7 protein-coding genes are annotated in these 14,711 nt (G+C 44.1%); 4 read left to right on the forward strand and 3 right to left on the reverse strand.

Going from position 1 to position 14,711, the window contains the following annotated elements:
• Positions 1 to 63: 63 nt before the first annotated feature.
• Complete coding sequence (locus ZOBGAL_RS16155; protein WP_148560725.1) at positions 64 to 438, reverse strand: hypothetical protein; 375 nt, start codon at positions 436 to 438, stop codon at positions 64 to 66.
• Between the two features lie 288 nt (positions 439 to 726).
• Between ZOBGAL_RS16155 and ZOBGAL_RS16160 the strand changes: the two genes are divergently transcribed.
• On the forward strand, positions 727 to 4,899 hold the full coding sequence (locus ZOBGAL_RS16160) for a hybrid sensor histidine kinase/response regulator transcription factor (protein ID WP_013994767.1): 4,173 nt from the start codon (positions 727 to 729) through the stop codon (positions 4,897 to 4,899).
• Positions 4,900 to 5,014: 115 nt separating this feature from the next.
• Here the strand turns inward: ZOBGAL_RS16160 and ZOBGAL_RS16165 are convergent, their stop codons facing one another.
• Both ZOBGAL_RS16165 and ZOBGAL_RS16170 read right to left on the reverse strand, forming a co-directional pair.
• Complete coding sequence (locus tag ZOBGAL_RS16165) at positions 5,015 to 6,916, reverse strand: RagB/SusD family nutrient uptake outer membrane protein (protein ID WP_013994768.1); 1,902 nt, start codon at positions 6,914 to 6,916, stop codon at positions 5,015 to 5,017.
• 21 nt (positions 6,917 to 6,937) lie between these two features.
• A complete protein-coding gene (locus tag ZOBGAL_RS16170; RefSeq protein ID WP_013994769.1) occupies positions 6,938 to 10,252 on the reverse strand; it encodes a SusC/RagA family TonB-linked outer membrane protein in 3,315 nt (1,104 codons plus the stop codon).
• Between the two features lie 755 nt (positions 10,253 to 11,007).
• On the opposite strand from ZOBGAL_RS16170, the gene ZOBGAL_RS16180 reads away from it, so the two are divergent.
• From ZOBGAL_RS16180 to ZOBGAL_RS16190, 3 genes are all read left to right on the forward strand, one after another.
• A complete protein-coding gene (locus ZOBGAL_RS16180) occupies positions 11,008 to 12,207 on the forward strand; it encodes a glycoside hydrolase family 88 protein (RefSeq protein WP_013994773.1) in 1,200 nt (399 codons plus the stop codon).
• 110 nt (positions 12,208 to 12,317) lie between these two features.
• Positions 12,318 to 13,181, forward strand: coding sequence for an alpha/beta hydrolase (locus ZOBGAL_RS16185; protein ID WP_013994774.1), 864 nt, complete (start codon positions 12,318 to 12,320; stop codon positions 13,179 to 13,181).
• A gap of 4 nt (positions 13,182 to 13,185) precedes the next feature.
• Positions 13,186 to 14,664 (forward strand): sulfatase-like hydrolase/transferase, encoded by a 1,479-nt coding sequence (locus tag ZOBGAL_RS16190; protein ID WP_013994775.1) that lies wholly within the window; start codon positions 13,186 to 13,188, stop codon positions 14,662 to 14,664.
• Positions 14,665 to 14,711: the final 47 nt, after the last annotated feature.

Below are 14,711 nucleotides of genomic sequence, written 5' to 3' on the forward strand. Positions count from 1 at the left end.
AAATGATGTATAATGATGTTTTCGGAAGCCTTGAAGCCTCCGGAATAGGAGTGGGGTATCATTTTAGACCCTAGGCGGATGCTTGATGCGGTCCATCAAACGAAAGCGGTAGTTGTCGGTATAGGTCACATCAAAAGTAGGGGTAAGCGGGGTAAAGGGAAAATGGATCTCGGAAACGGTATGTAGAAAGAGTACCGTTTCGATTTTTAGAAAATCGAGGTTGATGCCATCGTTTTTGTCGTTTTCGTTGGCGATCATTTGGGAGAGGGCACATTTTCCATCGCAGTGCAATTCCGGTTTATTCTTGTTTTCGCAAAGGGTTTCGATAAAATTTTCGGTGAACAGGGTATAGTAGCCTATGGTCCCAACAATCTTTAAGCTACCCGCCAGGGTTATGGCCAAGAATAGAAGCGATATGACAAGTTGAGATGGTTTCACTTGACAAAAGTAGGGGCAAGTTTTGGTTTGGAAAGTGACAAAAGTCACCTTCTGGCTAGATTTTCTAAAAATATAGGATAAAAGAGTCCGATTTTAGGAAAAGCAGCTATAGGTTTTGGAAAAGGTTGGGGTTTGGGCTTCCCGACTTATTCTCGTCAAATACAACGAAATTCTCGCCAAATATTGAAAATTAATGGCGATTTTACTGTGGTTCTAACGCATCTTTTCGTAGATTTTGTCGGTTAACTAAAGGGGCCGTTTACGGACCTGTCAAAGTAAAATTCATACATGCCTATCACCAAACATATTTGTCTTTTCCTTTTCCTTATCTCCTTTACATTGGAGGCTCAGTTCAATACCCTAAAATTCGAAAATTTTGAGACCCCTGAAGGCCTATCCAGTAGTACCTGTTCCGAAATATTTCAAGACAGGGAGGGCTTCCTTTGGTTTGGTACGATTGACGGACTCAATAGATACAATGGCTACGAATTTGAAATCTTTAGGTCGGTGCTAAACGATACCACCTCCATCAGCAACAATAGAATAAATACCATCACCGAAGATAAGTACGGAAAACTATGGGTGGGTACCAATAATGGCCTGAATGTCTATAATAAGGAAACCGATAAGTTTACCCTTATCGACCTCTATGGGCCATTGTCTTTGTCAACCAGTCCGAGAAAGATCATAAACGATGTCGAGTACGATGCGGTAGGCAATGCCATTTGGGTAGCTACGGAAAATGGCGTGGTTAAAATAGACCTGACCGATGCCGATAACCTGCACAACGAAAAATTCTCATACTATTTAAACGACACCACCAATGATAGGTCCTTAGATTCCAATGGTGTAAATGCCATTGTAATGGGTAGGGAAGGCGAGTTGTGGATTACGACCGATGGCCAATATCTCAACAAATACAACCGGTCTAAAGACGATTTCGACAGGGTCTTTATCGATAGCGGAAACCCGTATGAGCTCAACCATATTCCTAAAATGGTGTTTATTGACGACGATGGGGATTTTTTGATAGGGAACGATATGTCGGATATGATATTTTGGATACGCGAGAAAAATGAATTCCAACACCTTTCCTTGGCCGATTCCCATATTCCCGTAAGCAATATTTATCAAGATGATAAGGGGGTTTTCTGGTTGTCTACCGATGGCCATGGTATCTTTCTTTACGACAAGAAGAAGAAGGCCATAACCCGGCAGATAACGAACAACCTTTTTGACCCTTTCTCCTTGGCCAATGATAAACCGTCTATTATATACGAAGACCGTGATGGCATTTTGTGGATCGGGAGTTATGATAAAGGGGTGAGCAAATTAGATCCTTCAAAATATTCTTTCGGCCATTATTACTACCAACCCAACGAGGCGAACGGACTAAGTGAAAAGATCGTACAGTCGGTTCTACAAGATTCCAAGGGGAGGATATGGCTCGGGGCCTACAATGGTGGACTCGATCTGTTCGATGAAAAAAACGAGTCGTATCGGCATTACGGGAACGTCCCCGGCGATGAACGGTCGCTTTCTTCAACCAAGATTTTGTACACCTTCGAGTCTTCCGATGGCAAAATATGGATCTGTACCCTAGATGGGGGACTCAACAGTTTTGATCCCGAAAAAGAAATCTTTACGCGGTACGAGCATAATGTGTTCGACCCGAAATCAATAGACCAGAATTCCGTATGGGCAGGCCTTGAAGATTTTGAAAAAAGAATATGGATCGGCCTGCGTACCGAAGGCCTCAACCTGCTGGATCCCAAAACGGGCACGTTTTACAAGTACAAGAATACGGCCGTAAAGGACATTGGATTGACGAGCAATATTGTCTTGTATTTGTATGTCGATTCCAAAAAGCGCTTGTTGATCGGAACAACACTGGGCCTGAACGTAGTAGCGCTCGATAAACTTCAAGAGTTTGCACCGGAGGAAATTGATTTTGAAAGGGTCAATGAAGAGGGCGTAGAGGGCAATAGGATCAACTACATTACCGAAGACCACAAGGGCAATATTTGGTTGGGCACCGACTCGGGAATCTTTGTCCTTGACGATACCTTGAAACGGATAAAATCGTATTCTTCACATGACGGACTTCCCAATAATCTAGTGGTAGGCCTTGAGGAAGACGATAATCACAATTTTTGGATTACCTCAAAAAGTGGACTTTCATTTTTAAACCCTGAAACCGATGAGATTAGAAATTTCAATGTACACGACGGACTTCAAGGCTCCGAGTTTCAGACCAAATCGATTCATAAGACCAAAGACGGCAGAATATTGGCGGGGGGAATCAATGGCTTCAATATCTTCCACCCCGAAAATATAAAGCTTCCGGCCGATGTAAAGCTAAATCCACTGATCACAAGCTTTAAGCTCAATAACAAAAAGGTGGTCAAGGGCGATTCCATAAACGGACGGGTCTTGATCAACAGTGCTTTGGATTCTATAGGGAACATCACACTCAAATACGATGAAAACTACATCTCTTTTGAATTTGTAGCCCTGTATTTTGAAAATCCGGAACAAGTGCAATACGCGTATAAGATGCACGGGCTTGACGACGACTTTGTCAATATAGGCAATAATAGGGTGGTGAACCATTCCAACCTACAACCTGGAAATTATGTCTTTGAGGTCAAGGCCTCGGTCGACGGCAAATGGGAGAATGCCGGTTCGGCCAAATTGAACATAGAGATCCTGCCGCCTTTTTGGAAGACGTGGTGGATGTATCTCATTTATGCCATTGCCGGCGGCTTGCTCATTTGGGCCATTATGTACTACTACACCCAAAAGGTAAGGGAAGACCAAAAGCACGAACTGGATCAAATGAAACTACAGTTTTTTGTAAACGTTTCCCATGAGTTCAGAACGCCATTGACCTTGATCTTGAACCCGGTAGACAAAATACTTTCGAGCATCAATGAGTCAAGTCCGATGATGAACTCGGCACAGACGATCCAACGTAGCGCCAGAAGGTTATTGCATTTGGTGAACCAGCTCTTGGATTATAGAAAGATGGATGTGGGCATGATGCCGCTTCAGCTTGAGAAAGGGAATATCGTTGCGTTCTGTGAAGATATTTTTATGCTCTTTAAAGATCTGGCCGACCAGAAGGACCTAGCTTATACGTTTACTTCCGATGCAAAGAATATACAGGCCCATTTTGATTTGGACAAGGTGGAAAAAATAATCACCAACCTCATTTCCAACGCCATTAAGTTTACGCCGCCAGAAGGGACGATCGATGTTTCCATCAACAAGGTCACCCAAAAGGTAACCACTTATGATTCGTTCTTTTTCTCTAGGGAAAAAATGGGCGATTATGTAGAGATCGTGGTTAAGGATAGTGGTAGAGGACTTGATAAGGTGCAATTGAAGAACATTTTTTCAAGGTTCTACAATCTAGATCCCTCGAAGACCGGAACCGGTATCGGACTGAACTTTAGCAAAGCCTTGGTTGAAATGCACGGTGGTGATATTTCGGTGGAAAGCCAGGCCGACAAAGGAAGTAAATTTAGGGTTCGCCTACCATTGAACCTCGACAAGGAAGCTATGGAAACGGAAAATATCAAGAACGAATTCCGTATCAACTCCATGAAGGCCGTTGAATACGAAATGCTGACGACCAATGAATTGGTGGCCGCCAAAGATTTTCAGGAACAGCCCGACGATAAAGACCGCCCAACGGTACTGGTGGTTGAAGACAATAAAGAGCTGCGTACCCATTTGGTCAATGACCTAAGGGAGTTCTATCAGGTAAAACAGGCCGCCAATGGGGAAAAAGGACTCAAAATGGCCAAAAAGCATTTCCCCGATGTTATTATAAGCGATGTAATGATGCCCGTCATGGATGGCTTCGAGCTTTGTAAGAAGTTAAAGAATGAATTTGAAACCTGCCATATTCCCGTATTATTGTTGACGGCCAAAAGTCTTGACGATGATAGGATAGAAGGCTATCACAGTGGTGCGGACGGCTATTTGTCAAAACCTTTTGTAACGCGGGTCCTCATTGCCCGGATAAACAATCTTTTGGAAACAAAAAAGAGACTTAGACAGCGGTTTTCGGAAATCGGTGGTATTTTTCCCGCTAGTGAGGTCACCTCCAATAACATGGACGAGGTGTTCTTGGACAAGGTAACGAAAACCATTTTAGACAACGTAGGGGATATGGACTTTAAACAGGAAGACCTTCTCAAGGAATTGGGCATTGGCCGTTCACAACTCTATCGAAAGATAAATTCCCTTACGGGGAAAAGCCCAAGCCACTACATGCGTACGGTACGCTTGAGGTATGCTTCCGAACTATTGAAGGAGAACAAGTATTCCATAAAGGAAGTCTCTTATATGACCGGTTTCAATTCCACCGCATATTTCAGTAAAACATTTCGGGAACTATTCGGTGTTACCCCAACGGAATTCATGGAGCAAAAGGAAGCCCCAAAGGAATAAGCCATCTTGGCTTGGGGGCATTAAAAAAAAGCAGCTGTACGGAAAGTACAGCTGCTTTAGTCAATAACTCAAAACTACAAAACAATTTTTCTACCCAACTCGCAGAAAAACAATATTACCACCCCGGGTTTTGTACTAGTGCGGGGTTAAGTTCTATTTGATCCGTTGGTATGGGATCCACATAATTCTTTAAGGTCCAGTTTCGGTTACCGGAAGGATCAAGGATCAAAGCTCCCGGTTTTGTGGTGGCTATACCTGAATAGGTAGATACACTCTGTTCCGATTGGGTCAACCCGTAAGGAAATGCCCCGGCTACGTAAATAGGGTTTCCTGGATCTTTAGGGTTTAAGGCCGTTTCGTATTCGGTACCTTCGATATAGGTAAGGCATACGTTTTTGTTAAGGGTTTCTATGGCAACATTCCAGCGCTTAAGGTCGTCAAAGCGGAAGTTTTCCCCATTTAATTCTATGGCGCGTTCACGGCGTATCTCGCCCAACATGTTCAGGTCAGGGAAAGGGGCGATCAAGGCATTGGTCAATGGGGCCACACCGGAGCGCTCCCTAATTTTGTTGATCGAGATGTCTAGATCTCCGTCAGAGATGGTACCACCGTTGATTTCACAGGTTGCTTCGGCGTAGATGAGCATCACTTCCGCCAAACGAATTTGTGGGTAGTTGTACGACTCTTCCTTGGTTTCCCGCAATCTGTACTCCGTGGTAAATTTTCTTCCTTGGTAGCCTACGTTTCTGGCACCACCGGGAGAGGTCAGTTGAGGTACGTACCTGTAGTCGTAATTAATACCGCTATCTTCAAAGGCAACACCGTATTGGGCCCCTCCGCCATTGGTATTGGAACCCCATCCCCAGTACTGCTTCAAGGGTTCGTTTACGAAACTCTTTAAACGGTAGTCCCTATTCTCGAATTCGGAGGCCATATCGTCGTATCCTTCAAAAACATCGGAGTGCTGTACGGGTAGGCCATCGGTACAAAGGTACATGTCCATCAATTTTCTACTCGGACTGACGGGCTTGGCATGGGTCAGGTTCTGATTGATCTTTCTTAGGGTGAAATCATATACCGTTTGAAAGATGAACTCCTTATTATCGGCTTTTGAAAGTCCGGCCGGGTTCGAGCCCCCATCTTCTAAGTTGAACAAATAGAAGAGGTGTTCTTCCCCAATGGCATCGCGTTGGTCCCATAATTCATAGGCACCGCTATCCATAACTTCCTTGGCGGCTTGCTTGGCTCCGTTGAACATCTCCGCTATAGAGGGGTAATCGGCGGGTTTGTTTGATCCGGCCCCTTCACTGGTTCCGTCGCCATCGGTGGCTGCACCCACGTATTTTTCCCAGGTAGCTTCGTAAAGAAGAACACGGGCCTTAAAAGATTTGGCGGCTTCTAGGGTAAGTTTCCCTTGCTTGTCATCTGCCAAGTCATTTTGGGAAGGCAGGTCGCCTATGGCCTGGTCAAGATCTTTCAAGATTTGGCCTACCACTTCATAACGACTGTTTCTAGGGCCGTAAAACTTTGAAATGCTCTCTTCTGAATCTAGGTTGAACGCTTCGGTCGCCAAGGGCACACCTCCAAAGCGTTTTAGTAATAGAAAGTGGTGCCAGGCCCTAAAGAAATAGGCCGTAGCCACAGATTCGGCTATTTCCGAAAACTCTCCAGGATAATCCGCCGCCTTCTCTATGAGTTGATTGGGGGGGCGCAGGTAGGAATAATTGTCTTCCCAAATATCATCGCTTGTCGGGGTAATGGAATTTCCTTGGCCGTATAGCGGGTCGCCCGAAATGTTTCCCGAAAGGTCGGAAGATTCATCCCCGTAGTCAAAGCCCAACCGGGTGTAGAACAGGTTGGCGGCACTGGTAAATTGCTCGGGGGTCTCAAAATAGACCGCTTCACTTAACGAATCTTGGGGGAGCTGTTCCAAATAATCTTCACATCCTCCTAAAAACACTGCCGAGAGCAGTAGCATCAGGTATGATATTCTTGAATTTAATCTAATATTTTTCATCTTATTGATCTTTAATGGTTGTTAGAATGTTACTTCAAGTCCTAATAATACCGTAGAGGTATAGGGTACGGTGTTTCCTTGGTTGGCACTGCTGCCCATTTCAGGATCCATACCATCCTTAACGTTCGAAATGACAAAGAGGTCGTTTCCGGTAACCGATAGTCTCACTCTTTCAAGTCCTGATTTGGCCAATACATCTTGAGGAAGGGAGTAGCCCAAGGTCAACACCTTGGCGCGTAAATACGAAGCTTTGATAACGTTGATGTCGTTAATGTGACCGTAGTTCCAGTTTTTCCTTTGACCATTGTAAAAGCTTGCAGGATTCTCCGCATTGGGGTTGTCTTCTGTCCAAGTAGTACCCAAGAAGGCCGAGTTTTGGTTGGTCCACCAGCTTCTAAAGGGGTAGGCCAAGGCACCTTCGCGAACGATGTTCTGCTTTCCGACGCCTTGAAAGAAGGCACTGAAATCGAAACCTTTGTATTCTAACCCAAGGTTGATACCATAACTCTTATGGGGATTTGCATCACCAAAGTAAACGAGGTCGTCTTCATTGATCACCCCATCTTCGTTCACATCAATACGGTTTACCGTACCGGGCACCAGACGGTCGGCACTTCTATAGTTGGGCAGAACCGTACCGGGTTTCATTTCCAACTGATTTGCAGGATCTACAAAGCCATATTGGTTGTAGTAGTTTAAAACCTGTTCTTCTGTCTGTAAATAACCATCGGTCTTATACGTGTAGATTGCATTAAGGGGTTTTCCTTCAATGATATTGGCATCTGATCCACTCGATTTGTTTACACCTAATTTGATGGCTGTAGCACCTTCCATACGGGTTACCTCACTTTCACTGTCCCAGGCCATTACGCCAATGTTGTACTTGAGTTCCCCGATTTGGTCTCTCCAGTTCAAGGCAATCTCCCAACCATTGGTCTTAAAATCACCACTATTGGTCTTTGGTGCCGATGCCCCAAGAATTTGAGGGTAGGTGATAGGGATAAGCATATCGTTGTTCTTTCTTGTGAAGTATTCGGCATTACCGCTCAAGCGACTGTTCAGTATCGAAAAATCGATACCGAAGTTGGTCGTGGCCACGCGTTCCCAGGTTCTTTCCGTTGAGGTAAGCGAGGCAATTCTAGCGGTATTGGCCAAAGCGGGGCTAGCACCGAAAATTGTGGTTCCAACGGTGATGTTCGAAATGTAGTCATATGCACCGATACCGGTTACCGAACCCGTTTCACCATAAGAAGCTCTCAGTTTTAAGTTGTTGAAAAAACCATCTTTCATAAATGCCATTTCAGATAAACGTATACCTGCCGAGGCACTGTAGAAATTTTTCCATCTATAATCGGGGTGTAGTCGCGAAGAACCATCCCTACGTCCCAAGACTTCTAAAAGGTAAATGCCATTATAGTCGTAGTTTAATTTACTGATATACGATACAAGTCCCACGGCATTACTTCCCGAGTTAAAGGTATTTCCGTTGGCATCTTTTGGCGATCCCCCGTTCACTTGGGTGGTAACATCACCGGTATTGATATCGTCTAGCTCATCGGAAGCCATATTGCTTCGTGACTGAAAGTACTTATAGCTTTGCTCTTCCTCTGCTGTCAAGCCCAAAAGGAAACCAATGTTGTGTTTCCCGAAAGATTTGTTGTAATTGGCCTGTATGACATGGTTTTGAAACATGATTTCCGTTTCGTAGATCTTGACCCCTGAAGTCAATAGGGTAGTAGGGGTGTAGCTGATATTGCCTTCCCAGTCGTACATGGTTACAGAGGTGGTCCTTTCGGTTTTTCTACCGTTTCTAGAACTGAAATTACCGTTGTATTTAAGTGATAATCCGTTTACATACTTATCTAGGTTTAAGGTAACCACACCGCCTAAGCGGAAAATTTCCTCTTTGTTTCTGATACGTCCACCTTCGTCAAGTTTGGCCAATAGGTTGTTGGCACCAAAGATATCGTAGTATTGTCCTTGGGGGTTGTACAAAGGGAAAAGGTACATATCTTGAACCCCGTGTCCCACACCTTGGGTGGGTTCGTCTACCAATCTATTGTCATATGACACGGTAAGTTCGGTCTTTACCATATCGCTCATCTGATAGGTAAGGTTGGTTCTGAAGTTGTATTTTTTGGCTCCATCATATACAAAGGAAATGGGCGAACGCTCGTTGGCATAACCGATGGAACTTCTATAGGTCGCATTTTCACTACCCCCGGAAACCGAAAGATCATGACGTTGCGATAGGGTAGAGCCGTAAACCGCATCGAACTGGTTCACATCGTCAAACCTATGCTCTTTGGTCAACCAGAAATACGAATCAGGGGCCATGGGTAGGGTGCCGTCAACAATAGAGACCAATTCGTCCCTTGTGAAAAAGCGATAGTTGGGGGCCGCCTGTTGTGTGATACCATCGGTATCTACGTAGCTGATTCCGTCATTGTCACCTGCCCGTAACCATAGTTGGGCCCATTCTTGTAGGTTGGCCGTAGGAAAATCGTGGGGAATGTTCATTTGGGTCTCCCCTTTGTAATTCACTTTCATTTTACCTTGTTTCCCTTTTTTTGTGGTAACCAAAATAACCCCACCTGCAGCTTTGGTACCATAAATAGCGGCAGCACCATCCTTTAATACGGAATACGATTCTATATCGTTGGCATTTAAGGTGGCAAGTTGCCATTCGGGTATTTCTAGACCATCTAACAAAATGAGGGGCCCAATGTTGTTTACCGAAATATCACCCCGTATCTTAATGTTGGTGCCTTCGTTACCTGGTCGTGAAGAGGTACGGGTAACGACAACCCCCGGTACTTCACCTTGCAATGCCAAGGCCGCGTTGGAGGTTCCTTTACCTTTCATGATATCGTCACCTTTTACTTGGGTAACCGAACCGGTAAGCGTCGCTTTTTTCTGCGTACCGAAACCTACGACCACGACTTCCTCAAGGGCACTGACATCCATGTCGAGTGCGACATTGATCGTGGTGTTATTCCCTACCGTTACTTCTTGTTTTGCGAACCCGATAGAAGAGAATACGAGTACGCTGTTGGAAGAAGCGACCTTTATAGAGAAGTTTCCATCAAAATCGGTCGTTGTTCCTGTGGTCGTTCCTTTTATAATAACGTTTGCCCCAGGAATCGGCATACCGTCTTCAGAGGCGGTTACCGTACCTGTAACGGTCAGGTCTTGAACAGCCGTGATGTCAAGAGGGCTAATACTGCTTGTCGCAGCATATAAATGCGTAAATGTACCGCTTATCAGAAACCCTAAGATTCCTAATAGACCGGCAACATACTTAAGGTTGGCTCGAAATTTTTTCAAAGTGGTCATAAAAGTGTTATTTAATAGTTTTTGTTGAATTAGTTTTTTGAATTCATATCGTTGAACATGTATCCATAAAAATTGTTAAGCCAATGTTAAAAATAATTGAAGGTAGGGGCGATAAATTATCATTCATAGATGATAAACTATTGTTCATTATCAGTTATACAGGCCTAAAATTGTGGTATTCGTAAAAAAAGAGACCTGAAAAAACGAAAATATAAGGCTTGGGTACAGAGGGGATTTTAAGGATGTTCCTTGGCCAAAACCCATAGGTCTTTCTGTGGAAAAAATAAATGATTCACTAAGGGAATGTCATAAGGTGAATGAGACAGGGCGTTTTGAAGTACCATAAACAGGGCATTAAGGGAAAATGAAGGCCTTTGTTGGGGTAGGAAGGAAGCAAATCGCGAGTCCCATAACATTGAATTTCCCGCAAAAAAGGACCCCTATTTTAAGGGGCGATAACCGTCTATTTTTTATAGGGCACTACATCTTCTGCAAAAGGAAAGAAAAATCCTTCCGAACGGACGAAGAGGGGGCGTACCCGCCCTTGGCGGGGGCAAAAGGCTATTTTTTATAGCTTATGAATCATAATTTATGAGTCTTTATCTGCATTCTAGGTAAAATTGTATGGAACAAAAAACCACGTTAAGACACGGCCATAGCGCACCGTATTTTGTGGGTCGCAGAACCGGTTTTTTGTTTTGAATTAATCAAACAATTTTAATGATATCCTATTAAGGTATCGAAAAACACTTCAGATGAGAGTCAGGCTACAGCTAATTTTATTCGCTTCGTTTTTAATGTTTTCATGTGCTTCACAAAAGAAAGAAACGGTTCAATTTTCTCCGGAAAAAATACTTGATGAAAATGTCAAGAAAATCAAGGACGTACAGAAAACGGTAAAGAGTGTCGATCAATTTCCCAGAAATATTCATAAAGGACAGACCCAATGGGAGACGGTAGGGCCCCGTGATTGGTGTAGCGGATTTTGGCCGGGGGTTTTATGGTATGCCTATGAACATTCCCAAGATTCTGGTTTAAAGACCAGCGCCATGAAATCTACGGAGGCCCTAAGGCAAATAGCCTATAGCCCCGCAGAAAACCACGATATCGGGTTTATGTTGTACTGTAGCTACGGCAACGGCTATCGGTTGACCGGGAACGAAGACTACAAAGAAGTGTTATTGGCCGCAGCAGATACCTTGGCTACGCTGTATAATCCAAATGTAGGTAGTATTTTGTCTTGGCCTATAAAGAAAGATGAATATAAGCACAATACCATTGTAGATAATATGATGAATTTGGAGCTGCTTTTTTGGGCGGCGAAGAATGGTGGTAGCCAACATTTGTATAATCTTTCCGAAAGTCATGCAAAGGTTACCATGGATAATTTGGTAAGAGATGACGCTTCTATGTTTCATTTGGGTTCTTTTGACGATGAAACGGGTGAGTTTTTAAAGGGAATGACCCACCAAGGCTATGCCGACGATTCGATGTGGGCCAGGGGGCAGACCTGGGGCATATATGGTTTCGCCATAGCCTATAGGGAAACGGGTAATAAGGACTTTTTAAATACCGCTATTCGACTCACGGATCACTTTTTGGAACGCTTGCCCGAAGATGGTATCCCGTACTGGGATTTTGACGACCCCAAGATCCCGAATGCACCCAAGGATGCATCTGCCGCGGCAATTGCAGCATGCGGCATGCTTGAACTTTCTGAATTGGTAGAAGAAAAGGACCAAAAGAAAAAATATATACAGGCCGCTAAAGACCTAATCGAAAAGTTGTCGTCCGACACCTATTTAAGTGGGGATACAAATCAAGCACTTCTACTGCATTCCACAGGTCATCATCCCCGCAATTCAGAAATTGATATGCCCATTGTGTATGCCGATTACTATTATATGGAAGCTTTGTTGCGTCTGAAGAAATTGGGGCTTTCTATAAAACAATAAAAACCTCTCGAAGGGCCACGCTATTGGCGATTTTTACGAACCATCGATATAAGGTACTTTTTCTACCTTATATTGGAGAACCGAATAGTTTTAATAAAAGCATAGAAAAGATGAAGGGAAAGGTTTTAATAGTTTTAGCGTTGTTTTTTGCATTGGAGTTCCATGCCCAAAAAGAAAATAGTGCAGGGTTTGTTCCTCCTAAGGAGATGGTTTATAAAATTGTGGATGGCGACACGCTAAAGATGCAATTTCTATATCCCGAAAAGATCAAGCAAAAAAAAGCATACCCTGCGATAGTATTCTTTTTTGGAGGGGGATGGAATGGCGGTACCATTACACAATTTGAAGACCAGGCCAAATACTTTGCCTCTAGGGGTATGATCGGGGTTTTGGTCGATTATCGCGTAAAATCAAGGCACGGAACCACACCCTTTGAAGCGGTCAGCGATGCAAAATCGGCTATGAGGTTCGTAAGGGCCAATGCTCATAAATTCCATATAGACCCGAATAAAATAGTCGCCTCCGGAGGTTCTGCCGGTGGGCATTTGGCGGCCGCCACGGCAACCCTTGACAGATTGGACGAAGCTACCGACGACCTTTCCATAAGCGCAAAACCCAATGCCTTGGTGCTTTACAATCCCGTGATCGATAATGGTCCGGAGGGATTTGAGTACAAACGAATGGGAGGGCGGCACATGGAAATCTCCCCAATGCACAATATTAAAGGGGGAACCCCTCCTACGATTATTTTTTTAGGAACAAAGGATGCCCTGATACCGGTAGCTACCATAGAAAAATATAAGACGAAAATGGAGGCGGTAGGAAGCCGCTGCGATATCTTTTTGTACAAAGACCAAACCCATGGATTTTTTAATAAGCCCAGAAGTAATGGCGAATTTTATGTCAAAACGACCCGTGAGGCCGATATATTTTTGAAATCCATTGGCTACCTAAAAGGAAAACCGAAAATTTAATCCCATGGAAGAGAGACGTATTGGCGCTATAAAAATACTTGTTGCACTCTTAGGCTGTGGACTTTTAATTTCCTGTAAAACGACCAAAGAAGAAGGTCATGCGAAGAAATTGGAACAGCCGAATATCATTGTACTTTTATGCGATGACCTAGGGTATGGCGACCTCTCTTCCTACGGCCATCCCTTGATAGAAACCCCTAATTTAGACGCATTGGCGGAGTCAGGTATCAAACTGACCAGCTTTTATTCGACCGCTCCCGTTTGCTCGCCTTCGAGAATCGGACTTTTAACCGGGAGAAGTCCCAATAGGGCCGGGTTGTACGATTTTATTGTTGGGGGAAATACCCCAAGGGAAGACCTGAAGGATGTGGTGCATTTAAGGGCCGAAGAGGAAACTATTCCGGCCTTGCTCAAAGAGGTCGGATACAGTACCTGTTTGGTGGGGAAATGGCACGGTAGCTCACTGTTTAACTCTGAAAAACAACCACAACCGGACCACTTCGGTTTTGAACATTGGTTCGCGACCCATAACAATGCCTCACCTACACATAAAAACCCTAAGAATTTTGTACGTAATGGTTCCAAGGTTGGCCCCTTAGAGGGCTATAGTAGCCAACTGATCGTAGACGAGGCCATAGATTGGCTCGATAAAAAGGAGGGTGACAGTCCATTCTTTCTTGAGGTAGCTTTTCATGAGCCGCATGAGCCCATAGCTTCCCCGGAAACACTGGTCAAGAAATATCTCGCGTTTACGGATATTAAGGAGGAAGCCGAGTTTTTTGCCAATGTTGAAAATGTAGATATTGCCGTGGGGCGTTTGATGGCCTACTTAAAAGAAAAGGGATTGGATAAAAATACCTTGGTCGTTTTTACTTCGGATAATGGGCCTGAGACCTTAAATAGGTATCCCAAGGCCAAACGTTCTTTTGGTTCCCCAGGCGATTTAAGGGGAATGAAGTTATGGACCAACGAAGCGGGTTTTAGGGTGCCTTGTATCATCAACTGGTTAGGAAAGGATACGTATAACGGTACTACGGATGCGGTCATATCGGCCTTGGATTTCTTGCCTACTTTTTCTGAATTGGCAGGCGCAGGCTTACCTCAAAAGGAATTGGACGGACAATCAATTGCCTCCTTTCTAAAAACGGGTACTATCGAGCGCCAAAAACCACTGGTGTGGAGTTTTTACAATGCCCTTAACGAACATGTGGTGGCCATGCGTAAGGGCGATTGGAAAATAATGGCCCGACTCAAAACGGAAGAGGGCTACCTGCCAAAGATTCTTAATATCCATAGCGGAAATGAAGCCTTGGTAAAAAAGGCGAAGCTCTCAGATTTTGTCTTGTACCATTTAAAGGAAGATATTGGGGAAAGTCAAGAAGTGTCGAAAAAGCATCCTGAACTTTTCGAACGGATGAAAACGGAACTGGTTCAAGAATACGAAGAGCTGCTGGACGATAGCCATATTTGGGCCCGTAATTAAGGATACGAAGGCTCTAAATCAATAGAAGGAAAACGGGCGAACGTCCT

This window comes from Zobellia galactanivorans, from assembly GCF_000973105.1.
Lineage (GTDB): Bacteria > Bacteroidota > Bacteroidia > Flavobacteriales > Flavobacteriaceae > Zobellia > Zobellia galactanivorans.

Coding starts and splice junctions, on each gene's coding strand:
- ZOBGAL_RS16160 (WP_013994767.1), top strand. CDS start 727: ATGCCTATCACCAAACATATTTGTCTTTTCCTTTTCCTTATCTCCTTT.
- ZOBGAL_RS16180 (WP_013994773.1), top strand. CDS start 11,008: ATGAGAGTCAGGCTACAGCTAATTTTATTCGCTTCGTTTTTAATGTTT.
- ZOBGAL_RS16165 (WP_013994768.1), bottom strand. CDS start 6,916: ATGAAAAATATTAGATTAAATTCAAGAATATCATACCTGATGCTACTG.
- ZOBGAL_RS16190 (WP_013994775.1), top strand. CDS start 13,186: ATGGAAGAGAGACGTATTGGCGCTATAAAAATACTTGTTGCACTCTTA.
- ZOBGAL_RS16185 (WP_013994774.1), top strand. CDS start 12,318: ATGAAGGGAAAGGTTTTAATAGTTTTAGCGTTGTTTTTTGCATTGGAG.
- ZOBGAL_RS16170 (WP_013994769.1), bottom strand. CDS start 10,252: ATGACCACTTTGAAAAAATTTCGAGCCAACCTTAAGTATGTTGCCGGT.